We start from the raw sequence: 26,586 nt of genomic DNA on the forward strand, positions 1-26,586 counted from the left end.
GCTATTGCTGGGAGAATCGACACGTTTCCGGTCGGGCCATAAGCATCGTCGGCGCCCGGCGGAGGCGTCCAGGTGAGCGCCGAATAGTTCGTCAGGTACGCGTTCCGGGACGGTGTCGGTATGGTAGCCGGGACCTGCGCAAACGGGTTCCTTCGCAGATGCACGGGGGCGTCGGCGGGCGACCTGACAGACTCACCGGAACGCCGTTGAGCAGCCCGTCCCGAGCGACTTCTACTGGACGTATGTCGAATTCTCACGGAAATGGAAAGTACGAACTGCCGCGCACACCGCGGGAACTCATCGAGGTGTGCGAGAAGGCATGGAACGACGGTAACTTCGAAGAACTCGACCACCTGTGGGAGCCGGGCGCCGTGCTCGTCGAACTCCCCGGGAAGACGCAGTCGATCCAGGAACTGCGGTCGTCGGGCGAGAAGTTGCACGTACGGTCCCTGTCCGCCGAGATGAACGTGCAGCAGGTCTACGAGGTCGGTGACCTCGCGCTCGTCATCACGGACTACGTGCACGAGGGCAAGGGGCCCGACGGCCGGCACATGCGGCTGGCGGGCACCGCGACCGACATCGTGCGGCGCGGCGGTGACGGCGTCTGGCGCTGCGTCATCAGCAACCCCGCCGGCATCGGGCGCGGCTGACCGCCGGCCGCCGACGGCCCAGAATCCAGGACGTCCCTTCGGTCGCAATCGAGGTTCCGCACATGCAGCCAGACGGGCAGGAAAAGAGCGGCAGGCCGTGGGAGCGCGCGGTCGACGTGCACCACCACATTCTCCCGGACTTCTACACCGAAGAACTGGAGAAGATGGGCGTACGGACGATGGTTTCCGGCATCAAGAGGCCGTCGTGGAACGCCGGGAGAAGCCTTGCCATGATGGACCGCCAGGGAATCCGGGCGGCCGTGGTGTGCGTATGGCCGGGCGTACCCCCGATGCTGGAGGAGAAGGCCGCCGCCGGTTTCGCGCGATGGGTCAACGAATACCTCGCGGAACTCGTGGCGGCCCATCCGGGGTGGTTCGGGGCCTTCGCCACGCTGCCGTTTCCGCACATGGACGCCGTACTGGAGGAGTTCCGGTACGCGGTGGGCCCGCTGGGCCTCGACGGGGTCGGCCTCATCAGCAACTACGCCGGCGTCTACGTCGGGGACCCCTCGATGGACCCGCTCTTCGCGGAGCTGGACCGCCGGCGCACCCCGGTGTTCGTCCACCCGACGGCCCCGCCGTACGGCGACCAGGCAACGGCGGGCCTCCCGCTGCCGCTCTTCGAGTTCCCCTTCGAATCGGTGCGGGTGGCCGCCCAGCTCCTCTACAACGGAGTGCTCGACCGCTTCCCGGACCTGCGGCTGATCCTGCCGCACGGCGGCGGGGGCGTCCCGTACTACGCCGGCCGGCTCGCCGCCGGAGCGGACATCACCCCGACGCTCGCCGACCGGCTGCCGGCGGACCCCGTCGGCTCGCTCCGGCGGCTCTACTTCGACACCGCCATGGTCGGCGACCGGCTGGCGCTGGCGGCCCTGCGGGCCTTCGCCGCGCCGGACCGCGTCCTGGTGGGGTCCGACTTCCCGGCGATGCCCGAGCCGTACATCCGCGGTGCCGGGCACCACGTCGTCGCGAACGCGGAGTTCACCACGGAAGAGAAGAAACGCGTGGACCACGAGAACGCCTTGGAACTCTTTCCTCGGTTCAACAAGGACGGAGAGTGAGCAGCTTGCTAAGCGAGGAGAAGGTTGCCGCCTACCTGGAGCGCATCGGGGCGCGCCGGCCGGAGAAGCTCGACGCGGCCGCGCTCCGCATGCTGCATGAGCGGCACGTGCTGTCGGTGCCGTTCGAGACGCTCGACTACCACTTCGGCCGGGAGATCTACCACAAGGACGAGCGGGCCGTCGACAAGATCGTCTACGAGCACCGCGGCGGTGGCTGCGGCGAGGTGAACACCAGCTTCTACTTCCTGCTCCAGGCCCTCGGCTTCCGCGCCAGACTGCACCACGGGCGGGTCTGGTTCGGCGGCCACCTGCACGGCCCGTACAACCACATCGTGGGCTCGGTGGAGATCGACGGCGAGCACTGGATCGTCGATGTCGGCTTCGGCAAGATCAGCCGGTACCCGCTGCTGCGCAACGACGGCACGCCGCAGAAGAACCGGCACGGCGAGTTCTCCGTCCGCAAGGTCGACGACCGCACCACGGACGTCTACCGCAACGGCAGGCCGCAGTACCGGTTCTACGAGGACGAGGTCGATCTGGAGCGGGACTTCGACCAGGTGGTCTGGTACTTCCGGTTCTCTCCCGACTCGCCGACGCTTCAGAACCTGGTCTGCTCCCGCCCCACGGAGGACGGCTGGGTGACGCTGAAGGACGACGTCCTGACGCTGGTCACCGGCGAGGAGCGGACCGTCGAGAAGCTCGCCGACGACGCCGAGGTGCTGGCGGCGTACGAGAAGTGGTTCGGGTTCAAGCTGGAGCAGCGCCCCGTGCCGAGCCCCTATGCGTCCACCGACCCCGCCCGGGTGATGTCCGTGGAGCAGGACTGACCCGGGCCCCGGTACGACGGGCCACAGCGGCCGGTCCGGTTGCGCAACCGCCTGCGCAACCGGGCCGCTTCGTGCTGTCCGTTGGCCGGCGGGCGCCGTACTACTGGCGAGTACTCCCGCGGGAGTAGCGACCGGCCCGGGTCGCCCCGGGCAGTAGGGCGGGTCTCGACCGCGGGAGCGAAGACATCCCCCGGGACGCGCGGGACTCTCGATACGTGCAGCACAGGACCAGCAGGCGTCCCGAACGGGTGGGGAGGTGACCGGGTAGCGGCGGCGCGTCCTCCACCCCGCGGCGGGCCCGCTTCCCCCGGCCGGGCCCGCCGAGCGGGTGGCCGGCGGCCGTGGACGACGGCCGTACGCTCCACCAGCCTGCGGACTCCGGTTCCCCCGGCCGGAGTCCGTGGTCCCCGGTCCGCCGGGCGGCGCGCCTCTCGAAGGCCGCCCGGCGGGGTTGCCACCGTCACCCCGGGCGCACCGGTGGGAATGACACGATCGGGCCGTCCGGGTGAGGATGAACCGCATGCCGTCACCGTTGTCGGGACAGGAAAGGCTCGTCCTGCCCCTGCGCAGGGATCTGCTGCTGGCGGCGGTCGTGGCGGCCACGGCGGTGGCGATCGCGCTGCTGGCGGAGGTCGAGGTGGGCGCCCACCGCCCGGATGAGCCGGGCTGGGTGCTGCTGGTGGCCGCCTGCGGTGCGCTCGTGTGGCGGCGGCAGGCACCGATGCTGACGTTCGCGGCGGTGATCGGCTGCCAACTCCCGTACCACGCGCTCCAGAACGTCCACAGCGCGCCCGTCCCGGCCACCGTCTTCGCCGTCTACTCGCTCGCCTTCGCCGGGCCCCGGCTGCGCACCGCGCTGGTCGTCGGCGGGATGCTCGCCGGGCTGATGGCGGTGCTGACGACGGTCGACATGAGCCGGGCCATGGACATCCTGCGGATCTCCGGCTGGGTCATCGCCGTCGCCCTGCTCGGCGAGGCGGTACGGGTGCACCGCAACTACCTCTCCGCGATCGTCGAACGCGCCGAACGGGCCGAGCGCACCAGGGAGGAGACCGCCGCCCGGCGGGTGGTCGAGGAGCGCCTGCGCATCGCCCGCGACCTGCACGACCTGCTGGCGCACAGCATCACGCTGATCGGCGTGCAGACCTCCGTCGCCGCCCACCTCGTCGTCTCCGACCCGGACCGGCTGGACCGCAAGGCGATCGCCGAATCGCTGGACGGGATCGCCGGCACCTGCCGCAGCGCCCGCGCGGAGCTGCGCACGACGCTCCAGGTGCTGCGCGCCGGCGAGGGCCAGGACGGCACGGGGCCGCTGCCCGGGCTCGCCGGTCTGGACGGGCTGGCCGAGGCGGCGGAGGCCGGCGGCGCGAAGGTGGCGCTGGCCGTCACGGCGGACCTGGAGGTGCCGCAGGCGGTGGGGGCGGCGGCGTACCGCATCGTGCAGCAGTCGCTGACCAACGCCGTGCAGCACGCCGGGCCCGGTGTGCGGGTGCTGGTCGAGGTGCACTACGACGAGGACGCGGAGGCGCTCTCGGTCTCCGTCACCGACGACGGCCCGGTCAGCCGCGGGGAGGCGCCGCGCCCGGCGGGCCCGCGCCGCGAGGGCTACGGCATCGCCGGCATGCGCGAACGCGCCCGGAGCGTGGGCGGGTTGCTTGACGCGGGCCACCGGCCGGGCGCGTACGGCTTCGCGGTGGCGGCCATGCTGCCCTGCGGTCAGGAAGCGGACCCCTGAGCGGCCCGCACCGCGCGGCCGGGACGCTTCCGGCGAGGATCTGACCCAACGACCGTCCGTCCTCCATCCGGCCGAGATTACCGGAGCGGACAGTTGAGGTGATCGAACGGACACCATGGGTGACCATGGTGAGCGCTCACCATGGGTGGTCACGGCGCGGGGGCGGCCTTTTTCTCCTGCTACCCGTACGCTGTGCTAGAGCCCGTACGTTGTGCCATAGCTCGCACATCGTGCTATGACTCGTACGTTGTATGTGTGGGGGGCAGTCGGGCTGAGGAGGAGGAGTGGATGGGGAAGCAGAGACAGGTCGTGGCTTCGGTCGGCTGGAACCACGCCCCCGGCACCGCGGTGGCCGGCAAACAGCAGGCCGCGCTGAGCGCGGCCCAGGAGTTACTGCTCGACGGCGGCTGGTCGGCGGTGACCCACCTCGCGGTGGCCAGCCGCAGCGGCGTCGGGCGCACGACGTTGTACCGCTACTGGCCGAACTCCGCCACCCTGATCCGGCAGGTGCTCAGCCAGATCTTCGGGGTGGAGCACGCCGTGCCGGCGGGGCGGCTCCGGGAGGACCTGATCGCGGAGCTGCAGACGGTCCGGGTCATGCTTCAGGATCCGACGCGCGATCGCGCGCTGCGGCTGCTCATCGACCGGTCGGCCATCGACCCGGCGTGCGCCAAGGTGCTCGACTCGTGCCGGCAGAAGGGGTCGGAGGTGGTGAGCGAGATCCTGAGCCGGGCGGAGGCCGAGGGGCGGCTGGTCGAGACGTTCGACCTCGACGAGGGGATCGAGCGGCTGCTGGGGCCGGTCATCTTCCGCCGGCTGTTCGGCGGGGAGGACTTCCCGGCCGAGGAGGTGCCCGCGCTCGTGGACGCGTATCTGCGGGTGAACCTCCGCGGATCCGCCGCCGCCTGACGGGGGCCTGCACTTTCACCGATCCTTCAGCGGGTCTGGATGTGCGAGGCGCACTCTGGTCACGCGATTTGTGGAACGAGATGCACCGGAGAGAGGCGACGTTGTTGGTGCTCTCGGGGGACCACCTGATCGACGCTTACAAGGGGGCATTCTGGTGAGCATTCTCGTGGAACTTAGCCGCTGCACAGTGCCGAGCGAATGGTCCGCCGACATCGCTCCCGACTACGCCCCGGCCCTCAACGACACCCTGATCGGCCGGGATCGGGAGATCGACGAGGTCCGGGCGAGGCTGGCGGCCCCCTGCTGCCGGCTGCTGACGGTCACCGGCCTGGCGGGCGTGGGCAAGAGCGCGCTCGTACGCGCCGTGCTGGCCGAACGTACGGGCAAGGATCCCGCCGCCGCTCTGAGCGTGGACCTGGCCGCCGCCGCGGACGCGGGCGGGGTCTGGGCGCGGGTCGCGGCGGGCCTGTGCCTGCCGCAGGACGGCGACGCCCGGGAGGCGGCCTGGACGGCGCTGGCCGAACGCGCCGCCGACCGCGAACTCCTGCTCGTACTCGACAACGGGGACCTGGCCGCACGCGCGGTCGCCGGGGACATCGCCGCGCTGCTCCAGCGCACGCCACGGCTGCGCGTGGTGTTCACCAGCCGGGTCACCCTCGACATCCACGCCGAGCGGATCTTCCCGCTCGGCCCCCTGTCCACCGGCGAGTCCGGCCCGTCCGCCGGCTCGGACGCGGCGCGGCTGTTCGTCGCCCGCCTCCAGCCCCACTACCGCTGGGCCGCCACGTCCGCCGCGGACCGCGACGGCATCGCGGAGATCTGCGCCCTGCTGGAGGGGGTGCCGCTGGCGGTGGAGGAGACGGCCCGCTCGGTCGGCGCGCTCAGCCCGCGCACGATGCTCAAGCGCATACGCGACGGCGAACAGCTCTACAGCAGGCGGCTGGTGGACGTGCCGTCCCGGCACGGTTCGATGAACGCCGCGCTCTCCTGGGGCGACGCCGCGCTCACCACCGGCGAGCTGCAACTGCTGCGCCGCCTGTCCGTCTGCGAGTCCACCTTCGACCTGACCCTGGCCCAGCACGTCGCGGGCCTCACCTGGGTGCAGACCGTGCAGGGTCTCGACGCGCTGGTACGCAAGAGCCTGCTGCACAGCGTCAAGCGCGAGGGCGCGGAGCCGGAGTTCCGGATGTTCCGCGCCACCCGGCACTACTACCGCAAACGGTTCGCCGGCGACCCCGCGGACCTGGCCGCCACCCGGGCGCGGCACGCCGCTCACACGAGGGAGTTCGCACTCCAGGCCCGGCAGGGGCTGCGGGTGCCCAAGGAACGCGAGTACTGGCTCGAACTCGTCGCTGAGCGCACGCCCGACCTGTACGCGGTGGCCCGGCGCTACCAGGAGGACGGCAACCACACGGCCGTCCTGAGGATGCTGCTGGCGCTGGAGGAGGCGTGGACGGTACACGATCTCCTCGGCATGGCCGGCACCCTGCTCGACGACTCGATCCCGGAACTCACGGGCACCGAGGCGGCCGAGGCCGCGGAGGCCGCCGCCCGCTGGTCGCTGACGGAAGGCGACCTGGGGCGCGCCGAGGAGTACATCGAACACCTCGGCCGCAGCCGCGACTTCGCCTCCCGCACCGCGGCCCTCCGCGCCGAGCTGATGCTCGGCCTCGGCGACGCCGCCGGAGCCGTACTGCAGGCCGAGTTCGCCCTCGGCGGGAAACCCCCGGGTGACCCGGTGGCCGCCGCCCGCCTGCTGCGCACCCTCGCCACCGCCCGCGCGGCACTCGGCCGGCGGCAGCCGGAGGAGCCGCTCGCGAAGGCGGCGCAGGGGCTGATGAACGCCGGCGAGCCGCGGCACGCGGCGCTGACCCTGGCCACCCTGGCCCGGGAGCAGCGCGGCGACGCCCGGGCCCGGGCCAGCGTCGGGGAAGCCGTGGAACTGCTGCTCGCGCACGCCGGTCCGGTACGGGACGTACGCGCCGTGCTGGTCACCGCCGCCGAGGCGGTGCCGGCCGACGGCGAGGCGTACCGGCGGCTGCGCGCGCTGGCCGACGAGATCCCGTGCCGGGGCGGCGACGCACCGCTGGGCGCGCTCGAGCGGGCCGCCGTGGCGGACCGCAGGGCCGTACTCGTCACCGCGCTGGCCACCCTGGCCGAGGAGGCGGGCGACGAGGAGGCCGGGCCGGACGACGGTCTGGAGCGGCTGACACACCGGCAGCGGCAGGTCGCGGAACTGGTGGCGGAGGGAATGACGAACCGGCAGATCGCCCGCGCGCTGGAGCTGTCCGAGTGGACGGTCGTCAACCACCTGCGCCAGGTGATGCAACGGCTCAACTGCCCCTCCCGGGTCCACGTGGCACGGATCGTGCAGGGGCGGGCCACCGCCCGGCTCTCCGGCTGAACACCCGTACCCCCTCGCCCCCCCCTCGCCGACCCCACCCGCCCTCCCCCCCCATCGACCCCCCTCGCCGACCGGCTGCCGACCCCCCACCCGCAAGCAGCGGGCCCGTCCGGATACCCCGTGATGCCCTTAAGTCCGGACGGGCCCGCTTTCCCTTGCCCGGACTCCCGCCGCGTACGCGGTCCGGCCGTCCGGACCACACGAAGGAAACCGCCGGCCCCCCGCGCGTCAGCGCGGTGACCGGCGGTTTCCGTCCGAGCACCGCCGTGCGGTGGCGGTGCCGTACGGTCGGCTCAGCTCGTGCGGTGGGCCGCGGCGACGGCCATGGCCCGCAGTTCCCCGGCCCACTCCGGGCGCAGCGCCCGCTCCGCCACGGCGATCGCCGTCCGGAGCCGCTTGTCGATGACCGTCTCGACGCGCTCCTTCATGCCCGTCGCGAGCAGCAGCTTGTGCAACTGCTCGGGGTCGGTGCCGCGCAGGTCCGTGCGGACGAGCGCGGCGACCTCGGGTTCCTCGTGCAGGGCGATGGACATCAGCAGCGTCATCTTGTGGCTGCTGAAGTCCAGCCGGGCCGACTTGCCGGTCTCGGCCTCCTCCCCGAACGCGTCCAGCAGGTCGTCCCGGAGCTGGAACGCCTCGCCGAGCGCGAGGCCGTACTCCTCCAGCGCAGGCCGCAGCGCCTCGTCGCCCGCCAGGGCCGCGCCCATCACGAGCGGCTGGGCCACGGTGTAGCGGCCGGACTTGAACAGCGCGATCCACCGGGCGAGATCGGGGTCCGGCACGCTGCGCGCGGCGCTGCGCGCGTCCAGGAACTGCCCCATCATCACCTCGGTGGTCAGGTCGGACCAGACCCGCCGGGCGTTCAGGGGGCAGTGCTCCAGCAGCCGTTCGGCCTGCACCAGCGCGAGGTTGCCCGCCAGCAGCGCGACGCTTTCGCCGTAGTGCCCGCTCTCGCCCTGCCAGCCGCGCTCGCCGTGCAGGTGCGCGTGCCGCCGGTGGGCGGTGGGCCGGCCGCGGCGCAGGTCGGCCTGGTCGATCACGTCGTCGTGCAGCAGCGCGGAGGTGTGCAGCAGCTCGACGGCCGCCGCCGCGTCGACCGGGAGGCCGGACTCCGGATCGCCGCCCGCGGCGAGGTAGCCGGCCAGCAGGAACGACGGGCGCAGCCGCTTCCCGCCGCCGCCGACCATCTCGGCGACGCAGTCGACGAGTTCGACGGAGGCGGGGTTCTTGGCGGCCCAGTGGGCCCGGTCCGCGGCGAGGAAGGCGGCGAGCCGCTTCTCCACCCGGGCGAGCATCGTCTCGCGAAGCCGCCGGGGCGCGGCGATCCGGGTCGTCGTCATGCCAGGCTCCCGGGCATCGCGAAGGTGATGTCCTCCTTGGTGGTGGTGAGGGTGTCCACGTCCCCATACCCGAGGTGGCGCAGCCGTTCCAGCAGCCCTTCCACCAGCACCTCGGGGGCGCTGGCGCCGGACGAGACGCCGACGGTACGGGCCTCGCCCAGCCACTCCGGGTCCAGTTCGGCGGCGTTGTCGACCAGGTGGGCGGGGGTGCCGTAGGAGCGGGCGACGTCCACCATGCGCTGCGAGTTGCTGGAGTTGGCGGAGCCGACCACCAGCACCACGTCGGTGCAGGCGGTCAGCGCCTTGACCGCGTTCTGCCGGTTGGAGGACGCGTAGCAGATGTCGTCGGAGCGGGGCCCGCGCAACTGCGGGAAGCGCTCCTCCAGGATGCCGACGATGCCGGCGGTCTCGTCGATCGACAGCGTGGTCTGCGTCAGGTACGACAGCGCAGCGCCCTCGGGGAGTTGAATCGACCGGGCCTCCTCCTCGGACTCCACCACGACGATGTGCTCGGGTGCCTCACCGACGGTGCCCTCGACCTCCTCGTGGTCGCTGTGGCCGATCAGCAGGATGGTGTCCCCGGCGGTCGCGAACCGCTTGGCCTCCTGATGCACCTTGGACACCAGCGGGCAGGTCGCGTCGATGACCTGAAGCTCGCGGCTCGCCGCGTTGCGGCGCACCTCGGGGGCGACGCCGTGCGCGGAGAAGACGCACACCGCCCCTTCGGGCACCTCCTCCTCGGAGTCGACGAACACGGCGCCGCGGTTCTGGAGGCCGTCGACGACGTACTGGTTGTGAATGATCTGTTTGCGTACGTACACCGGGGGGCCGTGCAGCTCCAGGGCACGTTCGACCATGCCGACCGCCCGCTCCACGCCGGCGCAGAAGCCGCGGGGCTCAGCCAGCACGACGCGCTTCTTCGGCTCGGTGTCCTTGCTGGTCATCAGGTTCTCCTGGGAATCGTCTGGTCGGGGCGAGGACGGCGCGGGCGATGGCCTGGGTGTCGGTGAGCGTCACCGACGCCACCGCCGGGCGGATCGCGGCGGCGGTCACGCCGTGCGCGGACTCGGCGGGCACGCCGACGGCGAACCGCCGCGGGTGCGGCGTCCCGTCGCCGCCGACGATGTGGAACGGCCGCCGGGTGACGGCGAGTCCGCCCGCGACGTAGCCGGTCCGGCCGGGTCCCAGTTCGTACGGGCGGCACTGCCCGGTGGCCAGCAGGTGCCGCAGCAGCGGGTCCGCGGTGCGGCGCAGGTCGACGCCGGGCAGCCGGCCCTCGATGAGGACGCGGGCGGTCTCGCGCGAGCCGGTGACCCGCGGCGACTCGCAGGCGAACATGCCCGCCTCCCGGTCGGCCGCCACCTGCATCGCCGGGCCGACGATCCGTACCACGCCGGCGTGTACGAGGGCGATCAGCTCCTCGGTGCGCCTGGCCGGCGGGCCGAGGGAGAGGTAGGAGTTGAGCGGTGTGAACCAGCCGTCGAGGTCACGGCGGCGCGACTCGCCGCCCAGGCCCGCGTGGTCGACCGCCAGGCGGACCTCGTCGCGCAGGTCGTGCAGCACGTCGAGGGCGGCCCTGACCGGCCCGCCCACGGTGTCCGCGCGGGTGTCGGCGCAGGCGTTGGCGCGGGTGTCGACGGCCCCGCGGGCGTCGCGGAACTCCGGCGTGCGCTCCGGCCGGTCGCCGCCGGGCAGCAGCGCGGTGTAGTACGCGGCCTCCATCTCCCGGGCGATGAGCGGCCACAGTGACTCGCGGAAGTCGAGCCGTTCGCCGTCGTCCTGCGCGCGGAGCCTGGCGATCAGCTCCTCGGTGAAGACCTGCGGCGTGTGCCGGCCGGCGGCGCCGTTGCCGTTCTCGCCGCCCGTGCCGTACGGCACCCCGCGGCGGGCGCCGCACAGGATGCGGGGCTCGCGGCCGGAGGGCCGGTAGCCGAGCCGGCCGTTCTCGCCGCGGAGGAACCGGCCGCCGCGGCCGGTGGTCAGCAGGGCCAGGTAGTCGAAGAAGTTCAGCCCGAGGCCGCGCAGGATCACCGGCTCACCCGGGGCCACCGTGCTCAGGTCGACGTCCGCCGGATTGGCCGGGTCGAGGTAGACGAGCCCGTACTCGGCGGCGAAGGCGGCGTGCTCGCGCTCCTGCGCGGTCGGCCGCACCGGCACCCGGCCCTGCGCGAGCACCACGGCGTCCAGGCCGGTCAGCCGCCGGCCGTTGTCGAGGACGACCTCCTGGGTACCGTCGGGCCCGTCGTCCAGCGACAGGGCGCGCGCCGCGTGCACCCGCAGGGCGACGGTCTCCGCGGCGTGCACGGCGACCCGGCGGAACACCCAGCGGTAGTAGCGGGAGGCGAGCGCCCTGGTCGGGTACGAGTCCGGGGTGAGGCTCCGCGCCTCGGCGGCGTCGGCGCCGGCGGTGCCGGACGCGGCCAGCGAGCGGGCCCACTCGTACAGGCCGGGTCCGGGGCGCTGCGGCGCACCGTCGAGCTCCGCGCTCTCGCCGGCGAACGCCGTCACCTGCCCGGCGACCGTGTTCAGCGGCAGCGAGCGGTCCTGCCGGGTGCGCCAGACGCGGCCCGCGCCGGCCGGATGGGGGTCTATGAGGTGGACGGTCACGGCACGCCCCGCGGCGAGCTTCCCGGCGTTCGCGGCGAGCCGTTCGACCACCGAAAGGCCGCGTGGCCCGGCGCCGACGACGGCCACCACGAGTGACTTCTCGCTCATCAAAGGATCTCCCTCTCCGGGGGAGGCCACCCCGGTCTGCGGCGCCTGCCGGCATCAGCCGCCGAGCAGTGGACGGATCCGGGCGGACGGCACCGGTACGGGGTGTTCGGGGTCGAGGGCGTTGAGGGTGAGCGCCAGGGCACGGCGGTTGTAGAGGACCGCGTAGTGCTCCGAGCGGTCCTTCCGGCAGGTGTCCTGGAGCGTGATGTTGGTGACCCGCGGCCCGTCCAGGAACGCCTGCCGGTAGGACGGGGTGATGACCTTGTCGTGCTTGCTGACGATGACGGTGTAGTCGACGCCGGGCAGGGTGCCGCCGCCCTCGTTCACCTCGCGGAGGTAGGCGGAGCCCTTCACCAGTTGCGCGGTGCCGGGGACGAAGCGGTCGACGGCGCGCCGGGTGGGGCCGAACCGGGTGAGGGCCGTGCCCATGCCGTTCGCGGTGCTGCCGTGGTTCGACGGCGACAGGCCGACGAGGGTGGCGACCTTCTCCGCCCCGCCGAACCGGCGCATGTAGTACCGGGTCACCGGGCTGCCCTGGGAGTGCGCGACGACGTCGACCTGTTCGGCGCCGGTACGCTCCAGCACGTCGTCGACGAACCCGGCCAGCAGGCGTGCGCTCGCCACGTTGTCGCCGAGGCCCTTCAGCCCACGGCCCTTCCTGCCGCCGTAGTTGAGGGCGAAGACGCAGTAGCCGTGGTTGACCAGCAGCGGCGAGAGCGCCGCCCAGCTCACGGCCGCCGTCATCGCCATGCCGTGCACCAGCACGACGGGCCGCGGATGCAGGTCGGTGACCTTGCGGTCGGGGTCGTTGGCCCCGGGCGGGTCGGCGTCGGGATCGGCCAGCGACAGGGTCAGCCCCGCGAGCAGGTTGTACGTGACGGGCAGATCGTGGGGGTTCTTCCGGGGCTCGGGAGGAGGCGCGAACCTCCGCGCCACCGCCGACAGCGCTCCGCCCACCCGTCGCCGTCCACCGGTCCTGGGCACTCCTGCGACTTTCGCCACTGCGAGTCACCTTCCACTCAGGGAGATCCCGACCAGCCATCCTGAACGCGCCCACAGGCCCGGCATAGCGGCTAATTCTTGCTAGCGGACGGGGCCCGCCTGCCATGCGGATTGCCATGTCGCCGCATGAATCGCACTCGTAGGCTGACCGGCACGACTCCGTCCGAGTGGAGGATTCAAGTATGCCCATTCGGAGACATCCGATGAACATCGGTGAGCTTTTCGACTGGCACACCGAACTCGACCGCCAGACGGTCACTTATCTCGACCGTCCTTTTGACATAGCACCGACTGGCGGTGTGCGCTACAACGCGGAATCACTTGCCATCCTGGTACGGGATTTCGCCGGTCGGCTCTATGCCGCTGGAGCGCGTTCGGGTGACCGGGTGGCCATCATCAAAGAGAACCACTTGGACATCACCCTCGCCGCGGCTTCCGCGGCCCGTATCGGCGCGCTGCCCGCCACCATCGCGGCACTCGGGGCACCCGAGGGGCACCGGGCGATGATCGAGCGGCTCGACCCCAGCGTGGTGGTGGTCTCGCCCGCGGTGCTGGAGCGGGCCGACGCCGCCGGGGTCAAACTCGGCGGCCCGCACGTGCAGTTCCTGGTCCTCGGCGAGCCGGGGCAGGGGGCGCCCGAGGGGGCGGTCGGCCTCGGCGACCTGGCCGGGGCGGCGGAGGCTCCGGTGCACATGCGCGGCCCCGACGAGCCCATGCTCGTCATGCACACCTCCGGCACCACGGGGGTGCCGAAGCTGGTGGTGCACTCCGGCAACAGCCTGCTCGGCGGCGCCGCCAAGCTGGAGCGGGTACGGATACCCGTGCTCGCCAGCAACCACAACACCGTCTACGCCTCCTCGATCTCCTTCGCCCACGGGCGCACGGTGACCTGGATGATGGGCCAGTTCTCGCTGTCGCCGCGCAAGCTCGTCGTCATCTCCCGGCACGACCCCGAGGGTGCCGCCCGGGTGCTCGCCGAGCACCGGCCCACCACGCTGGAGGCGTGCCCGAACATCTTCCAGCGCTGGGAGTCGCTCGCACACCAGAAGCCCGAGCTGTTCCACCAGGTCCGGCTGTACGTCGGCACGTTCGACGCGGTGCACCCGCGGACCGTACGCACCTTCCTGGAGGTCTCCCGGCGGCGCTTCCCACTGTGGGCACAGAGCTGGGGACAGAGCGAGGCGGGACCGATCTGCCTGACGGTCTACACCCGCAGGCAGGTGCGCCGTGCCGGCGAGGCCACGGCGGTCACCAGCCTGATCGGCCGGCCGGTGCCCGGCTTCGCCACGGTCAAGGTGGTCGACGTCGACACCGGCCGCACCCTGCCCAAGGGCGAGCCGGGGATGATGATGGTCGCCACCAAGGGCCGCTGCCTCGACTACCTCGGCGAGAGCGAGCGGTACCGGGAGAAGGCCGTCGGCAAGTGGTGGAACACCGGGGACATCGGCGAGTGGGCGGAGAACGGGCAGCTCAAGCTCATCGACCGCGAGGTCGACGTGATCCCCGGGATGAGCGGGATCGAGCTGGAGAGCGTCCTGCTGGACCGGCTGCCCGACGCCTCCGACGTCACCGTGCTCGGCACGCCCGGCGAGAAGCCGGTGCCGGTGCTCTGCATGAGCGGCAGCCGCGGCCTCGACCCGCAGGCGTGGCAGCGCGCGACGGCCGACCTGCCCGATCTGGGTGAGCCCCGGGTGATCCCCTGGGAGGACGTGCCCCGCACGGCGACCTGGAAGGTCCGCCGGCTGGAGCTGCGCGAGAAGGTGCTGGGCAGCACGACGACCATCGGCACCGGCCGCTGGACGTGAGCGCTTAGCGCCTCGGCGCGTACGGCCCCCGCGGCCCCGGTGTCCCCCGGCACCTGGGTCGCGGGACATCTCCCGGCGGCGGGCGGTGGTCAGCCCGCCCGCCGCCGGTGCAGTGCGAGATGGGTGAGCACCCCGGCCAGCAGCCCCCAGAACGCCGCCCCGACGTCGAGCAGTTCGACGCCGGAGGCGGTGACGAGGAACGCGACCAGCGCGCCGTCCAGCCGGTTCGGGTCGCGGGTGGCCGTGGCCAGCGCGCCGCCCGTCGCGCCCCAGCAGCGCGATGCCGGCGATGGCCGCCACCAGCGCGGCCGGGAGCACCGCGAACAGGCCGAGGAACGTCGAGCCGAAGATCCCGACGACGATGTAGCCCACGCCGGCCGCGACCCCGGCCCCGTACCGCCGGTCGGGATCCGGGTGCGCGGAGGGGCCGCTGCAGAGGGCGGCGGTGATCGCGGCGAGGTTGAGGGCGTGCGCCCCGAACGGGGCGAGCACCAGCCAGGCGGCGCCGGTCGAGGTGACCAGGCGGTCCGCGTCCGGCCGGTAGCCCGCGGCGTTCAGCACGGCGAGCCCGGGGGCGTTCTGCGACGCCATCGTGACCAGGAAGAGAGGCAGCGCGATGCCCACCGCGGCGTCCACGGTGAACTCGGGCGCCGTGAACGACGGGACGGCCACGCTCAGTTCGCCCGACCAGGTGCCGAAGCCGCCGCTGGCGGCGGTCCACGCGCAGCCCGTGAGCAGCGCGAACGCGGTCGCCCAGGACGCGGCGAAGCGGCGTCCCGCGAGGTAGGCGGCGAGCATCAGGACGACCAGGGTCAGGTCGCCGTCGGCGGTACGGAACAGCCGCAGCCCGAACTCCAGCAGGATGCCGGCCAGCGTGGCCGCCGCCACCTCCGGCGGCAGCAGCCGCATCAGCGTGCCGAAGAGCCGGCTGAGGCCCAGCAGCACGGTGAGCACGGCGGCGATCACGTACGCCCCGACCGCTTCCGCGAAGGAGTGCGTGGCCAGCGCGGTCACCAGCAGCGCCGCGCCCGGCGTCGACCACGCGGTCACCACCGGGGCGCGGTGCACCAGGCTCAGCAGCACACAGGTCAGGCCGCTGCCCAGGGACAGTGCCCAGAGCCACGACTCCAGTTGGCCCGCGCCGAGGTCCCCGGCGCGGGCGGCCTGCAGCACTACGGCCACCGGGCCGGTGTAGGAGACCACGACCACGATGACGCCGGCCACCACCGTCGAGACGGTGATGACCGGCCGCTGCCTCTCCGCCGGTGCCGCGTCAGGGGTCAAGGCGCGCTCCGGTCAGGCGTGTTCGACGAGCAGGTTGAGGCCGATCAGCACCGGCACACCCCACCGGTGCAGCCGGATGCCCAGCAGCCGGGCCCGCAGCACCTCGTGCCGCGCCAGCCCGGAGCGGGCCTGCACGAAGCGCATCACGTACAGCGGGATCACCGGCAGCACGAACCAGAACGGCACGGCGCCGAGCGCGATGCCCACGGCCACCGTCAGCGGCTCCAGCACGTGCACCGCCGCCACGACGCGCCGGTAGCCGGCGGCCGTGGTGAGGGTCGCCAGGTTGCGGCGGCCGGCCAGGCGGTCGCCCTCGACGTCGTTGATGTTGGAGTAGATCGACACCAGCAGGCTCCACAGTCCCACCAGTATGGTCTCCACCACGATCAGCCCGCTGCCGGAACCGTCGATGAGCGCGAACGGCAGCAGCACCGCGAGACCCGGGGTGAGCAGCACCAGCTCCTGCCCGCCGCGGTAGCTCACCTTCAGGCCGTACGAGTACTGGACGTTGCTCAGCAGCACCACCAGCAGCACGACGGCCGCCCACAGCGGCGGGTCCGGCGCCGTGACGTACGTCAGGGACCACAGGACGAGGCCCCACAGCGCGGCGGCCCAGCCGAACCGTTCCGCCTGCCGCACCGTCAGCGCGCCACTGAGCAGCGGCTTGCGTGACCGGTCGCGCAGCGCGCCCTGGTCCGGCGAGTAGTTGCGCTCGTCGCTGCCGTCGCGGATGCCGGTGACGTCGTCCAGCGCCACCGTGGCGGCGACCACGCCGACGTAGCCAGCGAAGTACAGCGCCAGCGTCACGTAGCTGCCCGGGTCGTCGAGCCGGGACGCGGGCAGCGCCGCGACGACGATGAAGGCGGCCAGGTAGTAGTCGTAGAAGGCGAGTTTGCCCAGGACGGTGTACGCCTTCAGGCGGCCTGTCGCGTCGCGGCGCGACGAGGACTCGGCTACGGTCATCGCTACCGCCCCTCAGCGCGGCCGGCGGCCGTAGGTGGAGATGAGGATCTGGCTCAGCCAGCGGTTCGCCGGGTCGGCCATCTCCTCCAGCGCCTCGTCGATACGGGCGTCGTCGAGGAGCCCGGCCCCGGTGATCCGCGGGCGCATGAACTCCAGCCAGAGCTGGTAGTGCCGGGCCTGCGGCGAGCCGCCCTGCATCATCACCGTCCGGCCCTCGGCGGACACGTCCTCCAGGCCGCACTCCAGCGCGGCCTGGAGGTCGTAGTGGCCGCCGCGGGGCTCGTGCCCCGACTCGCGCATCAGCCCGTACCCGGCCGTGCGGATGTCCTGGAGGAAGTCCTCGGAGACCACGCTGCGGAAGAGGGGCAGCGAGTCCGTGTCCTCCAGGAAGAGCCAGCCGCCCGGCTTCAGGGCGGCGACCATCTTGCGGACCGCCGCGGGGCGGTCGGGAAGGTGCTGTACGAGCATGCGGGAGTGCACCAGGTCGTAGCGCCCGGCAGGCAGGTCGTCGGCCGTGATGTCGACCTGGAGCACCTCGATGCCTTTTTCCTTCAGCCGCTCGAGGCGGCCGGTCTCCAGGTCGGCTGCCGTGACCCGGCCGCTGGGACCCACGAGTCCGGCGAGACGCTCCGCGGTGCCGCCGTGACCGGCGCCCACCTCCAGCACGGACCAGCCGGCGGACACGCCGATCCTCTCGAACCGCTCCGCCGTACCGGGATCCCAGATCGCCTCATTGGTGAGCAACCGTTCTGTCTCCTGATCCCACAGCGGGTCGAAGACATAGCGCTTGGCTGCCTGCTCGGAGATGGACACACGCGCCCCCAGAGTTAATCCGGCTTCGCGTTGGGAGCGTAGGAGTGGGAATTGCCGGGGGCCATGGCAAGTCCATGTCCCCGCCGCGAAACGGGCGGCAGATATCTGCCACCGGTGGGTCCCGGATTCTCTGCGTAGCCTGATGTGCCTCGCTTTCGTACGGACGCTACGAACGTAAGGATGCGGTGTTGCATACATTCATCGTCGGGTTGGGACGCTCCGGCCGGGAGCTCCATCTGCCGGTGCTGCTGCGGCTGCGGCACCGCTTTCCCGAACTCTTCTCCGTGGCGCCGCCGATCGGGTTCGACGTGCGGCCGGCCGGCGTGCCGGATGCCGGCCGGGACCGCCGCGACGAGCACCCCGGGATCCGGACGGCCGGCTCGCTGACCGAGGCCCGGGCGCAGCTCGACCCGGCGGCGACGCTCGTGCACGTGTGCACCCCGCCCGGCGAACGGGCCGGTGTGCTGACCGACCTCGGCGAGCTGGGGTTCGTCAACGTCCTGGTGGAGAAGCCGCTCGCGGACACCGTCGAGGCGATGGAGGAACTGGCGGCGGTCCGCGAGAAGTACGGGCTGCGGATGGCCGTCGTCGCGCCGTGGCTGCACAGCTCGCTCACCGCACGGCTCGCGGCGATCGTGGAGAGCAACCGCTTCGGCCCGCTGCGGCACATCGCCGTCCGGCAGCACAAGCCCCGTATCCACCGCACCCTCAACAGCCGCAGCCACGACACGGCCTTCGACGTGGAGCCACCGCACGCGGTCGGCGTCATGCTGCGGCTGGCCGGCGACGCCGAGGTGGTGCACGCCACCCTCACCGACGTGGACGTCGGTGGCCGGCGGGTGCCGGGCATGGGCGGGGCCGAGCTGACGCTGCGCCATCACTCGGGAGCGGTCAGCCAGCTCGAGTGCGACCTGACCTCGCCGCGCCGCGAGCGCCGGGTCGAGCTGGGCTTCGAGTCCGGCCGGGTGGTGGGCCACTACCCCGTCAGCAGCGAGGACCACTACGCCCACCTGACCGTCAGCCCGGTGGGCGGCACCCCGGCGGAGTCCGTCTTCCCCGACCTCGCCCTCGACGCCTGCCTGCTCGACACCTACCGGCACCTCGCCGGCACCGGCGGCGACGCCGCCGCGCTCGACGCGCAGGTGCAGCGCCAGATGCGCGTCGTGCGGCTGCTCGACGCGGCCAAGCACATGTCCGGTTCCAGGACGGAGTCCCCTGATGTCGGCTGAAACCCTTCCGCTGTGCGGCATCGGCGACGAGGCGGGCGCCTCGGCGGCGGTCCAGACCTCGGCCCTGAACGAGCTGGGCTGGCCGCTGATCGAGCTGCGCTCGGTGGACGGCACCGCCCTCGCGGACCTGGACGACGCCGCCTTCGCCGACCTGGCCGCGTCGGTGCGCGCCGCCGGTCTCGGCGTGCACTGCGTCGACTCCCGGATCGCGAACTGGGCCCGTCCCGTCACCGGCGACTTCGACGAGGACCTGCGTGAGCTGGACACCCTCGCCGAGCGCTGCGCCACGCTCGGCACCCGGTACGTACGCGTCATGTCCTACCCCAACGACGGGCTGAGCCCGGACGCGTGGCGCGCGGTGGTCCTGCGGCGCATGGCGACGCTGACCGCCCGGGCCGAGCGCGCCGGGCTCGTGCTGCTGCACGAGAACTGCGCCGGCTGGGCCGGCGCCAGCGCGGAGCGCATGCTCCAGCTCCTGCGCTACGTCGACAGCCCCGCGCTGCGCCTGGTCTTCGACACCGGCAACGGACCGGCCTACGGCTACCGCGCCTACGACCTGCTGCCCCGGCTCACGCCGTGGATCGAGCACGTCCAGATCAAGGACGCGGTCGTCGAGGGCGGCGAGATCCGCTACACGCTGCCCGGCCACGGCGAGTGCCGCGTGCTGGACTGCCTGCGCCACCTGCTGGACCGCGGCTACACCGGTGCGCTGTCGATCGAGCCGCACGTCAAGGTGCGCCCGCACGAGTCCGCGACCGCCGGCGACGACGAGACCCGGGCGGCCTTCGTCGCCTGCGGCCGGGCGCTGGAGGAACTGCTCGCCCGGATCGGCACGGTGGCCGTATGACGGCAGCGGGGGTACGGCTCTCGCCGGCGGATCGCGAACTGCTGCTCCACCTGGTCGAGTTACCGACCGCGGGGCCGATGGAGACCGGCCCGGACGCGGAGCCGTCGCGGCTGCACGAGGCGCAGACGCTCTACGCCAAGGCTGCCGCCGGACTGGGCTTCGACGTGGTGCACCACGCCGCGCCGGGCCCCGAGTGGCTGGACCGCCCGGACGTGCCCGCGCAGGTGCGCGACACGGCGCGGCGGGTGGACGGGTTCCTCGACGGCCAGCCGAGCCTGGTGCTTCGGCTCGGCGGCGCGCTGCCGCCGGAGCGGACCCTCATGTTCAACGTGCACCTCGACACGGTCGCCGGCGGCCCGCCGCCGCGGCTGGCGGGCGACCGCTTCCACGGCCGCGGTGCCGTCGACGCCAAGGGCCCGGCGGTCGCGCTGCTCGCCGGGCTGCGCGCGGCGGCGGCGCGGGTGCCGGGGCTCGGCACGGACGTCGGCGTGCTCGTCCAGGCGGTGGCCGGCGAAGAGGGCGGCGCCATGGGCGTCTTCGGCACCCGCCCGCTGGTCGAGCAGGGCTGGACGGGTCGGATCAACGTGTTCTGCGAGCCGACCCGCGGCCTGCTCGTGCCCCGCGCCACCGCGGCGGCCACCGCCCGCGTCGCCGTCGCCGGCACCGACTCCATCGACGACCACCCGGAGGCCGGCCACAACGCCTCCGTACTCCTCGGCTTCCTGGCCCAGCACCTCGCCCGCACCCTGCCCGGCGCGGTGCCCGAGGGCCGGGTCTGCGTCGCCGGGCTGCACACCGGCGACGCGCACAACAAGGTGTACGGCACCGGCGCGCTGCTGCTGAACCTGGCGTACCGCACCGGCGACGCCGGCCGGGCCCAGGAGCAGGCGCTCGAACGCGCCCTGCACGCCGGCGTCGAGGACTTCGCCGCGGCCTTCGGCGGGCTGCCGGACTTCGCCCGTACCGCCCGGGACGCCCGCCGGATCACCGAACTGGCGTGGCTCAAGCGCGGGCTGCCCGCGCTCGACAGCCGCGACCCCTGGGCGGAGCGGCTGCTGACCGGGGCCGGGCTGAGCTACGCCCCGGCGGACGCCCCCGCCTGCACCTGCGACGCCATCTGGACCCACGCCCTGCCGAACGCGCACACGGTCGTCTACGGCCCGGGAGACCTCGACGCCAACGGCGCCCACGCCGCGGACGAGTACGTCGACGCCCCGGACCTGGAGCGCTACGCCGACGGCGTCGCGTCCCTGGTGGCCGCCTTCGCCTCCGCTACGAACGGATCGCCATGACCCTGCTGCCGTATCACCAGCTCACCGACTTCACCACCGAGGTCTTCCAGGCCCACGACGTACCCGAAGCCCGGGCCCGTACCGCCGCCGAAGCGCTCGTCTACGGCGACCTGGTGGGCATGCGCTCCCACGGCCTGGCCAACCTCACCCGCCTCTACCTGCCGCTCTTCGAGTCCGGCCGGGTGGATCCCGCGGCCGAGCCCGCGGTGCTCGCCGACCGCGGCGCCACCGTGCTGCTCGACTCCGCCAAGGGCCTCGGCCTGTGGACCGCCGCGGAGGCCATGGACCTCGCCGTCGAGCGGGCCGGGCAGTACGGCATCGGCATGGTGTCCGTGCGCGACGCGACCCACCTGGGCTGCGCCGGCTTCCACGCCACCCGCGCCGTCGAGAACGGCATGATCGGGCTGGTCGCCTCCAACTGCGGCCGGCAGCGCATCGCGCGCCCACCGGGCGGCAGCGTCGCCATGCTGGGCACCAACCCGCTGGCCGCCGCCGCCCCGGCCGGTCCGGGGCAGGCCCCGTTCGTGCTCGACATGAGCACCACGGTCGCCCCCACCGGCAAGGTGCGCGAGGCGGCACGGGCCGGCCGGGCCATACCCGAGGGCTGGCTCCAGGACGCCGACGGCCGCTGGGTGACGGACCCGCACGCGCTCGACCGCGGCGAAGCCTTCCCGCTGTTCCTCGGCGGCCACCCGGAGACCGGCGGCTACAAGGGCTACGGACTGGCGCTGCTGGTCGAGGTGCTGGCCGCGCTGGTGCCCGGCGCCGGACTCGGCCCCGACCCCGAGGCGTACGCCGGCACCGGCGGCCCGAGCGGCCGGGACGACGACATCGGCTTCTTCGTCCTGGCCGTCGCCCCCGGCACGCTCCGCCCCGAGCAGGACTTCACCCGCCAGGCGGCCGGGCTCTTCGCCGCCCTCACCGGCAGCCCGACGCTGCCGGGGACCGACCGGGTCGCCTACCCCGGCTGCCGCGAGGCGGACCTGAAGACCGCCGCGCTGGCCGAGGGCGTGCCCGTGGCGGACGCGCTCCTCGGTGAACTGCGCTCCGTCGCCGACGACCTGGGGCTGAAGCCCCCGGAGGGAGACCAGCATGACCGGTGACGAGACGACCCGTCCGCTGCGCATCGGGCTGATCGGCCTGGGCGTCATCTCGCGCTTCTACGCCGCCGCCCTGGAGCAGCTTCCCGAAGTCGAGCTGGCCGCGGTGTGCGACCTGCGGGACGAGGCGCTTGCCCCGTACCGGGACCGCGTCCCCTGCTACACCGGCCACCAGGACCTGCTCGCGGCCGGCGGTCTGGACGCGGCCGTGGTCAACGTGCCCAACGACGCCCACGCGGCGGTCTGCGGCGACCTCGTCGCCGCCGGGCTGCCGGTGTGCGTGGAGAAGCCGCTGGCCACCCGGCTGTCGGACGGCCGCGCCCTGGTGCGCGCCGCCCGCGCCCGGAAGGTCGTGCTCTTCACCGCCTTCCACCGGCGCTACAACGGCAACGCGCTCGCGCTGCTGGAGGCCATCCCGCCCGGCGTCGGCATCGAGTGGATGGTCGTGCGCTACCTGGAGAAGATCGAGGAGCACGCCGGCGCCGACGCCTGGTACCTCGACGCCGACCGCTGCGGTGGCGGCTGCGTCGCGGACAACGGGCCCAACGCCTTCGACACCGTGCGCCAGTTCCTCGGCCCGGTCGAGCTGGAGAGCGCCGAGGTGATACGCGACGAGGCCGGCACCGACCGGCAGGCGAAGGTCTCGCTGACCGCCGCCTCCGGTGCCCGCGGCCGGGTGGAGCTGGACTGGTCGTACGAGGGCGAGCGCAAGGACGTCACGCTCCGGCTCACCGACGGCTCCCTGCACAGCGCCGACATGCTCGACGGCTACCCCGAGTTCAAGCAGTCGCTGTGGCACGAGTACCGCGGCATCGTCGCCGACTTCGCACAGGCCGTACGCGGCGGCGAGGACCGCGCCGAGGGCGGGCTCGCGGCGCTGGAGCTGGTCGCCGAGATCTACCGCAGGGAGAGTCCCGCGGGTGAGCAGAAGACGACGGGAGCCCTGAGATGAACGTGCAGGAGGACGGCGACAAGCTGACGGTCTCCGGGCGGCTGGTGAAGATCCTCGTCCATCGCCGCGAGGACCGCGGCATGGAGGTGGACGAGTGGGCCAGCCGCTGCGTCCGCCGCGGCGAGGTGCACGAACTCGTCACCACCGACCAGCACGACACCACCACCGGCGCGCGCGTGGACCGCGTCGGGTTCCTCGGCTTCGTGGAGATCGCCGGCGCCGGCGTCATCGACCGCGGCGACGAGGTGCTCATCGACGGCAAGCGGGTCGGCTCGGTCCTGGGCTTCGACTCCTGCCACTTCCCCAACCACTACAACATCCTCATTGCGGCCGATGTGACCCTCACCGGCCGGGAACTCGGCCTGCAACCGACCATGGAGGTGTCCTTTGGCCCCCAGCCGTGACCACGACGCCGCGCGGGGCGCCCCGTTCCCCGTACTGGAAAACATCCGCGGCCCGGAGGAGCTGCGCCGGCTGGATGCGGAGCAGCTCGGCGAACTCGCCGCCGAGATCCGCGACTTCCTCGTCGACGCGGTGTCACGCACCGGCGGCCACCTGGGACCGAACCTGGGGGTCGTGGAGCTGACCATCGCGCTGCACCGGGTGTTCGACTCGCCGAAGGACCGGATCATCTGGGACACCGGCCACCAGGCGTACGTCCACAAACTGCTCACCGGCCGCCAGGACTTCTCCCGCCTGCGCAAGCGCGGCGGCCTGTCCGGCTACCCCTCGCCGGCCGAATCCGCCCACGACTTCGTGGAGAACTCGCACGCCTCGACCGCCCTCTCGCACGCCGACGGCGCGGCCAAGGCCAACCGGCTGCGCGGCCTGGACGACCGGCACGTGGTCGCCGTCATCGGCGACGGCGCGCTGACCGGCGGCATGGCCTGGGAGGCGCTGAACAACATCGCCATCGACGAGGACCTGCCGCTCGTCATCGTCGTCAACGACAACGGCCGCTCCTACGCGCCCACCCTCGGCGGCCTCGCCCACCACCTGTCCACGCTGCGCACCAGCAGGGGCTACGAGCGGTTCCTCGCCTGGGGCAAGGACACCGTCCGGCAGACCCCGGTGATCGGCGACGCCCTCTTCGAGAGCCTGCACGGCATGAAGAAGGGGCTGAAGGACTTCGTCGCCCCGCAGGGCATGTTCGAGGACCTGGGCCTGAAGTACGTCGGCCCCGTCGACGGCCACGACACCGAGGCCGTCGAGACCGCGCTCCGCCAGGCCCGCGGGTTCGGCGGCCCGGTCATCGTGCACTGCCTCACGCGCAAGGGCGAGGGCTACCCGGCGGCCGAGCAGGACGAGGCCGACCGCTTCCACGCCGTCAGCGCCGCCAAGCCGGCGGGCGCCGGCGGCGGCACCCCCGCGACCTCCTGGACGTCGGTCTTCGCCGACGAGATCGTCAAGCTGGGCGCCGAGCGCGACGACCTGGTCGCGCTGACCGCCTCGATGTTGCGGCCCGTGGGGCTCAAGCAGTTCCAGACCGCGTACCCGGACCGGGTCTTCGACGTCGGCATCGCCGAGCAGCACGCGGTCACCTGCGCCGCCGGTCTCGCGCTCGGCGGGATGCACCCGGTCGTGGCGGTGTACGCGACGTTCCTCAACCGGGCCTTCGACCAACTGCTGATGGACGTGGCCCTGCACCGCCACGCCGTCACCTTCGTCCTCGACCGGGCCGGCGTCACCGGTGACGACGGCCCGAGCCACAACGGCATGTGGGACCTGTCCGTACTCCAGGTCGTCCCCGGTCTGCGGATCGCCGCGCCGCGCGACGCCACCCGGCTGCGCGCACTGCTGCACGAGGCCGTCGCCGTCACCGAAGGACCGACCGTGGTGCGCTTCCCGAAGGGTGCGGCGCCCGCGGACGCCGAGGCGGTCGGCACCTTCGGCGGCGTCGACGTGCTGGCCCGCGCCGAGGGCGAGCCGCAGGTGCTGCTCGTGGCCGTGGGCCCGATGGCCGGGCTGTGCCTGGAGGCCGCCGGACTGCTCGCCGCGCGCGGCGTACGCGCCACGGTGGTCGACCCGCGCTGGGTCAAGCCGCTGCCGGCGGAGCTGGTGGACCTCGCCGCCGGGCACCGGCTGGTCGCCGTGGTGGAGGACGGCGTCGAGGCCGGAGGCGTCGCCGGCGCGTTCGCCGCCGAGCTGAACCGGGCCGGTGTCCGGGTGCCGAGCCTCGGCTTCGGCCTGCCGGTCCGCTTCCCCGACCACGCCAGCCGGGCGGAGGTCCTTGAGGAGTCGGGGCTGACCGCCGCGGCCGTTGCCGAACGCATCGCCCCGACCCTGGCTGAGGAGCCCTCATGACCGCTGTTTCGCTGGGTATGCCGTCCGTTCCGCTGAAGCTGGCCGAGCGCCGGGTGAGCCGGCAGCTCCAGGTCGGCTCGGTCGCCGTGGGCGGGGACGCGCCGGTGTCGGTGCAGTCGATGACCACCACCCGTACGTCGGACGTCGGGGCGACGCTCCAGCAGATCGCCGAACTGACCGCGTCGGGCTGCCAGATCGTACGGGTGGCGTGCCCGACCCAGGACGACGCGGACGCGCTGCCGGTGATCGCGAAGAAGTCGCAGATCCCGGTGATCGCGGACATCCACTTCCAGCCGAAGTACGTGTTCGCGGCGATCGACGCGGGCTGCGCGGCGGTGCGGGTCAATCCGGGGAACATCAAGAAGTTCGACGACCAGGTGAAGGAGATCGCGCAGGCGGCCTCCGCCGCGGGGACGCCGATCCGGATCGGGGTCAACGCGGGCTCGCTGGACAAGCGGCTGCTGGCGAAGTACGGGAAGGCGACGCCCGAGGCGCTGGTGGAGTCGGCGCTGTGGGAGTGCTCGCTCTTCGAGGAGCACGGTTTCCGGGATATCAAGATCTCCGTCAAGCACAACGATCCCGTGGTGATGGTCAGCGCGTACCGGCAACTGGCGGCGCAGTGCGACTATCCGCTGCACCTGGGCGTGACCGAGGCGGGACCGGCGTTCCAGGGGACCGTCAAGTCGGCCGTCGCCTTCGGGGCGTTGCTGAGCGACGGGATCGGGGACACGATCCGGGTGTCGCTGTCGGCGCCGCCGGTGGAGGAGGTGAAGGTCGGTGCCCAGATCCTGGAGTCGCTGGGGTTGCGGGAGCGCCGGCTGGAGATCGTGTCGTGTCCGTCGTGCGGGCGTGCGCAGGTCGACGTCTACAAGCTGGCCGACGAGGTGACCGCCGGACTCGACGGCATGGAGGTGCCGTTGCGGGTGGCCGTGATGGGGTGCGTGGTCAACGGCCCCGGGGAGGCCCGGGAGGCGGACCTCGGAGTGGCCTCGGGCAACGGCAAGGGCCAGATCTTCGTCAAGGGTGAGGTGATCAGGACGGTCCCGGAGTCGAAGATCGTGGAGACGCTGATCGACGAGGCCATGAAGATCGCGGAGCAGATGGAGAAGGACGGCACCGCGCCCGGCGGCGCCGGCGAGCCGCACGTGGAGGTGGTCACCGGATAGTGCTGTCGGCGTTCCTTTCTGATTCGCCTCCATGCGGCGCCCGTCCGGGCGCGTGTCCACACGCTGGACTACGGCAGGTGCCGGCTGAAGAACCGATGGCGGCCGACTGGATGCCGGATGGTGCTCCGGAACCACCGCAGGTCGGGTGGGTGATTGCTGACCGCGAATGGGTAGTTTGACTTGTACCA

General features: G+C 72.8%; 22 protein-coding genes and 1 pseudogene. 15 read left to right on the forward strand and 8 right to left on the reverse strand.

Translation table 11 applies throughout. From position 1 onward, the window contains the following. Window positions 1-242: 242 nt before the first annotated feature. The 6 genes from I003_RS32435 to I003_RS0116570 all read left to right on the forward strand — a co-directional run bounded on the left by I003_RS32435 (window position 243) and on the right by I003_RS0116570 (window position 7,586). Complete coding sequence (locus I003_RS32435) at window positions 243-650, forward strand: DUF4440 domain-containing protein (protein ID WP_158688990.1); 408 nt, start codon at window positions 243-245, stop codon at window positions 648-650. 62 nt (window positions 651-712) lie between these two features. Then, window positions 713-1,711 (forward strand): amidohydrolase family protein, encoded by a 999-nt coding sequence (locus I003_RS35610; RefSeq protein WP_051368281.1) that lies wholly within the window; start codon window positions 713-715, stop codon window positions 1,709-1,711. Then, a complete protein-coding gene (locus I003_RS35615) occupies window positions 1,708-2,538 on the forward strand; it encodes an arylamine N-acetyltransferase (RefSeq protein WP_051368282.1) in 831 nt (276 codons plus the stop codon). Before I003_RS35610 ends, I003_RS35615 begins: the two co-directional genes overlap by 4 nt. A 520-nt stretch (window positions 2,539-3,058) precedes the next feature. Further along, complete coding sequence (locus tag I003_RS0116560; protein ID WP_027772538.1) at window positions 3,059-4,273, forward strand: histidine kinase; 1,215 nt, start codon at window positions 3,059-3,061, stop codon at window positions 4,271-4,273. A gap of 288 nt (window positions 4,274-4,561) precedes the next feature. Beyond that, the gene (locus tag I003_RS32445; RefSeq protein ID WP_051368283.1) at window positions 4,562-5,182 is read left to right on the forward strand and encodes a TetR/AcrR family transcriptional regulator; all 621 of its coding nucleotides are present in this window, start codon (window positions 4,562-4,564) and stop codon (window positions 5,180-5,182) included. Between the two features lie 154 nt (window positions 5,183-5,336). Then, window positions 5,337-7,586: a winged helix-turn-helix domain-containing protein gene (locus I003_RS0116570; protein ID WP_158688991.1), complete on the forward strand. Its 2,250-nt coding sequence runs from the start codon at window positions 5,337-5,339 to the stop codon at window positions 7,584-7,586. A gap of 293 nt (window positions 7,587-7,879) precedes the next feature. On the opposite strand, the gene I003_RS0116575 is transcribed toward I003_RS0116570, so the two are convergent. Genes I003_RS0116575 through I003_RS32455 form a run of 4 tightly spaced genes read right to left on the reverse strand, consistent with a single transcriptional unit; the run spans window position 7,880 to window position 12,625 of the window. Then, window positions 7,880-8,926, reverse strand: coding sequence for a polyprenyl synthetase family protein (locus tag I003_RS0116575; protein WP_027772540.1), 1,047 nt, complete (start codon window positions 8,924-8,926; stop codon window positions 7,880-7,882). Next, window positions 8,923-9,870, reverse strand: a complete 948-nt coding sequence (locus I003_RS0116580) for a 4-hydroxy-3-methylbut-2-enyl diphosphate reductase (RefSeq protein WP_027772541.1) — start codon at window positions 9,868-9,870, stop codon at window positions 8,923-8,925. The genes I003_RS0116575 and I003_RS0116580 overlap by 4 nt, the downstream gene beginning before the upstream one ends. Further along, window positions 9,824-11,641, reverse strand: coding sequence for an FAD/NAD(P)-binding protein (locus I003_RS32450; RefSeq protein WP_078564085.1), 1,818 nt, complete (start codon window positions 11,639-11,641; stop codon window positions 9,824-9,826). Before I003_RS32450 ends, I003_RS0116580 begins: the two co-directional genes overlap by 47 nt. 54 nt (window positions 11,642-11,695) lie before the next feature. Beyond that, window positions 11,696-12,625, reverse strand: a complete 930-nt coding sequence (locus I003_RS32455; protein WP_486584251.1) for an esterase/lipase family protein — start codon at window positions 12,623-12,625, stop codon at window positions 11,696-11,698. A gap of 221 nt (window positions 12,626-12,846) precedes the next feature. Here I003_RS32455 and I003_RS0116595 point away from each other — a divergent pair, with 221 nt between their 5' ends. Next, a complete protein-coding gene (locus tag I003_RS0116595; protein ID WP_486584252.1) occupies window positions 12,847-14,448 on the forward strand; it encodes a class I adenylate-forming enzyme family protein in 1,602 nt (533 codons plus the stop codon). A gap of 89 nt (window positions 14,449-14,537) precedes the next feature. On the opposite strand, the gene I003_RS36925 is transcribed toward I003_RS0116595, so the two are convergent. The 4 genes and pseudogenes from I003_RS36925 to I003_RS32460 form a co-directional block, all read right to left on the reverse strand. Further along, window positions 14,538-14,858 carry a benzoate/H(+) symporter BenE family transporter gene (locus I003_RS36925; protein ID WP_486584257.1) on the reverse strand — a complete coding sequence of 107 codons (321 nt, stop codon included), beginning with the start codon at window positions 14,856-14,858 and terminating at the stop codon, window positions 14,538-14,540. Then, window positions 14,776-15,675: pseudogene (locus tag I003_RS34905) on the reverse strand (benzoate/H(+) symporter BenE family transporter); the annotation flags it as partial. The pseudogene I003_RS34905 and the gene I003_RS36925, both read right to left, overlap by 83 nt. 69 nt (window positions 15,676-15,744) lie before the next feature. Continuing rightward, a complete protein-coding gene (locus I003_RS0116610; protein ID WP_027772544.1) occupies window positions 15,745-16,695 on the reverse strand; it encodes a UbiA family prenyltransferase in 951 nt (316 codons plus the stop codon). Between the two features lie 12 nt (window positions 16,696-16,707). Further along, the gene (locus I003_RS32460) at window positions 16,708-17,508 is read right to left on the reverse strand and encodes a class I SAM-dependent methyltransferase (protein ID WP_051368286.1); all 801 of its coding nucleotides are present in this window, start codon (window positions 17,506-17,508) and stop codon (window positions 16,708-16,710) included. A gap of 188 nt (window positions 17,509-17,696) precedes the next feature. Between I003_RS32460 and I003_RS36930 the strand changes: the two genes are divergently transcribed. Genes I003_RS36930 through ispG form a run of 8 tightly spaced genes read left to right on the forward strand, consistent with a single transcriptional unit; the run spans window position 17,697 to window position 26,398 of the window. Further along, the gene (locus I003_RS36930; RefSeq protein ID WP_158688993.1) at window positions 17,697-18,737 is read left to right on the forward strand and encodes a Gfo/Idh/MocA family oxidoreductase; all 1,041 of its coding nucleotides are present in this window, start codon (window positions 17,697-17,699) and stop codon (window positions 18,735-18,737) included. Next, window positions 18,727-19,584, forward strand: coding sequence for a sugar phosphate isomerase/epimerase family protein (locus tag I003_RS32465; protein WP_037720997.1), 858 nt, complete (start codon window positions 18,727-18,729; stop codon window positions 19,582-19,584). The genes I003_RS36930 and I003_RS32465 overlap by 11 nt, the downstream gene beginning before the upstream one ends. Further along, window positions 19,581-20,876, forward strand: a complete 1,296-nt coding sequence (locus I003_RS0116630; RefSeq protein WP_027772546.1) for a M20/M25/M40 family metallo-hydrolase — start codon at window positions 19,581-19,583, stop codon at window positions 20,874-20,876. The genes I003_RS32465 and I003_RS0116630 overlap by 4 nt, the downstream gene beginning before the upstream one ends. Further along, window positions 20,873-21,979, forward strand: coding sequence for an Ldh family oxidoreductase (locus tag I003_RS0116635; protein WP_051368288.1), 1,107 nt, complete (start codon window positions 20,873-20,875; stop codon window positions 21,977-21,979). The genes I003_RS0116630 and I003_RS0116635 overlap by 4 nt, the downstream gene beginning before the upstream one ends. Beyond that, window positions 21,969-22,928 carry a Gfo/Idh/MocA family protein gene (locus tag I003_RS0116640; RefSeq protein WP_037720999.1) on the forward strand — a complete coding sequence of 320 codons (960 nt, stop codon included), beginning with the start codon at window positions 21,969-21,971 and terminating at the stop codon, window positions 22,926-22,928. Before I003_RS0116635 ends, I003_RS0116640 begins: the two co-directional genes overlap by 11 nt. Further along, window positions 22,925-23,332, forward strand: coding sequence for a DUF6917 domain-containing protein (locus I003_RS0116645; RefSeq protein ID WP_027772549.1), 408 nt, complete (start codon window positions 22,925-22,927; stop codon window positions 23,330-23,332). Before I003_RS0116640 ends, I003_RS0116645 begins: the two co-directional genes overlap by 4 nt. After that, window positions 23,316-25,232 (forward strand): 1-deoxy-D-xylulose-5-phosphate synthase, encoded by a 1,917-nt coding sequence (dxs, locus tag I003_RS0116650; RefSeq protein ID WP_051368289.1) that lies wholly within the window; start codon window positions 23,316-23,318, stop codon window positions 25,230-25,232. Before I003_RS0116645 ends, dxs begins: the two co-directional genes overlap by 17 nt. Further along, entirely contained in the window at window positions 25,229-26,398 is a 1,170-nt protein-coding gene (gene ispG / locus I003_RS0116655; RefSeq protein ID WP_037721000.1) for a flavodoxin-dependent (E)-4-hydroxy-3-methylbut-2-enyl-diphosphate synthase, read from the forward strand. The genes dxs and ispG overlap by 4 nt, the downstream gene beginning before the upstream one ends. Window positions 26,399-26,586 lie beyond the last annotated feature (188 nt).

Source organism: Streptomyces sp. CNQ329 (assembly GCF_000482585.1).

Excerpts from the sequence above, each read along its gene's own strand:
- I003_RS0116645 (WP_027772549.1), top strand. The coding sequence starts at position 22,925 with ATGAACGTGCAGGAGGACGGCGACAAGCTGACGGTCTCCGGGCGGCTG.
- I003_RS32445 (WP_051368283.1), top strand. The coding sequence starts at position 4,562 with ATGGGGAAGCAGAGACAGGTCGTGGCTTCGGTCGGCTGGAACCACGCC.
- I003_RS0116595 (WP_486584252.1), top strand. The coding sequence starts at position 12,847 with ATGAACATCGGTGAGCTTTTCGACTGGCACACCGAACTCGACCGCCAG.
- ispG (WP_037721000.1), top strand. The coding sequence starts at position 25,229 with ATGACCGCTGTTTCGCTGGGTATGCCGTCCGTTCCGCTGAAGCTGGCC.
- I003_RS35610 (WP_051368281.1), top strand. The coding sequence starts at position 713 with ATGCAGCCAGACGGGCAGGAAAAGAGCGGCAGGCCGTGGGAGCGCGCG.
- I003_RS32465 (WP_037720997.1), top strand. The coding sequence starts at position 18,727 with ATGTCGGCTGAAACCCTTCCGCTGTGCGGCATCGGCGACGAGGCGGGC.
- I003_RS0116630 (WP_027772546.1), top strand. The coding sequence starts at position 19,581 with ATGACGGCAGCGGGGGTACGGCTCTCGCCGGCGGATCGCGAACTGCTG.
- I003_RS0116560 (WP_027772538.1), top strand. The coding sequence starts at position 3,059 with ATGCCGTCACCGTTGTCGGGACAGGAAAGGCTCGTCCTGCCCCTGCGC.
- I003_RS0116635 (WP_051368288.1), top strand. The coding sequence starts at position 20,873 with ATGACCCTGCTGCCGTATCACCAGCTCACCGACTTCACCACCGAGGTC.
- I003_RS0116575 (WP_027772540.1), bottom strand. The coding sequence starts at position 8,926 with ATGACGACGACCCGGATCGCCGCGCCCCGGCGGCTTCGCGAGACGATG.
- I003_RS32450 (WP_078564085.1), bottom strand. The coding sequence starts at position 11,641 with ATGAGCGAGAAGTCACTCGTGGTGGCCGTCGTCGGCGCCGGGCCACGC.
- I003_RS0116640 (WP_037720999.1), top strand. The coding sequence starts at position 21,969 with ATGACCGGTGACGAGACGACCCGTCCGCTGCGCATCGGGCTGATCGGC.
- I003_RS0116610 (WP_027772544.1), bottom strand. The coding sequence starts at position 16,695 with ATGACCGTAGCCGAGTCCTCGTCGCGCCGCGACGCGACAGGCCGCCTG.
- I003_RS0116580 (WP_027772541.1), bottom strand. The coding sequence starts at position 9,870 with ATGACCAGCAAGGACACCGAGCCGAAGAAGCGCGTCGTGCTGGCTGAG.
- I003_RS32435 (WP_158688990.1), top strand. The coding sequence starts at position 243 with ATGTCGAATTCTCACGGAAATGGAAAGTACGAACTGCCGCGCACACCG.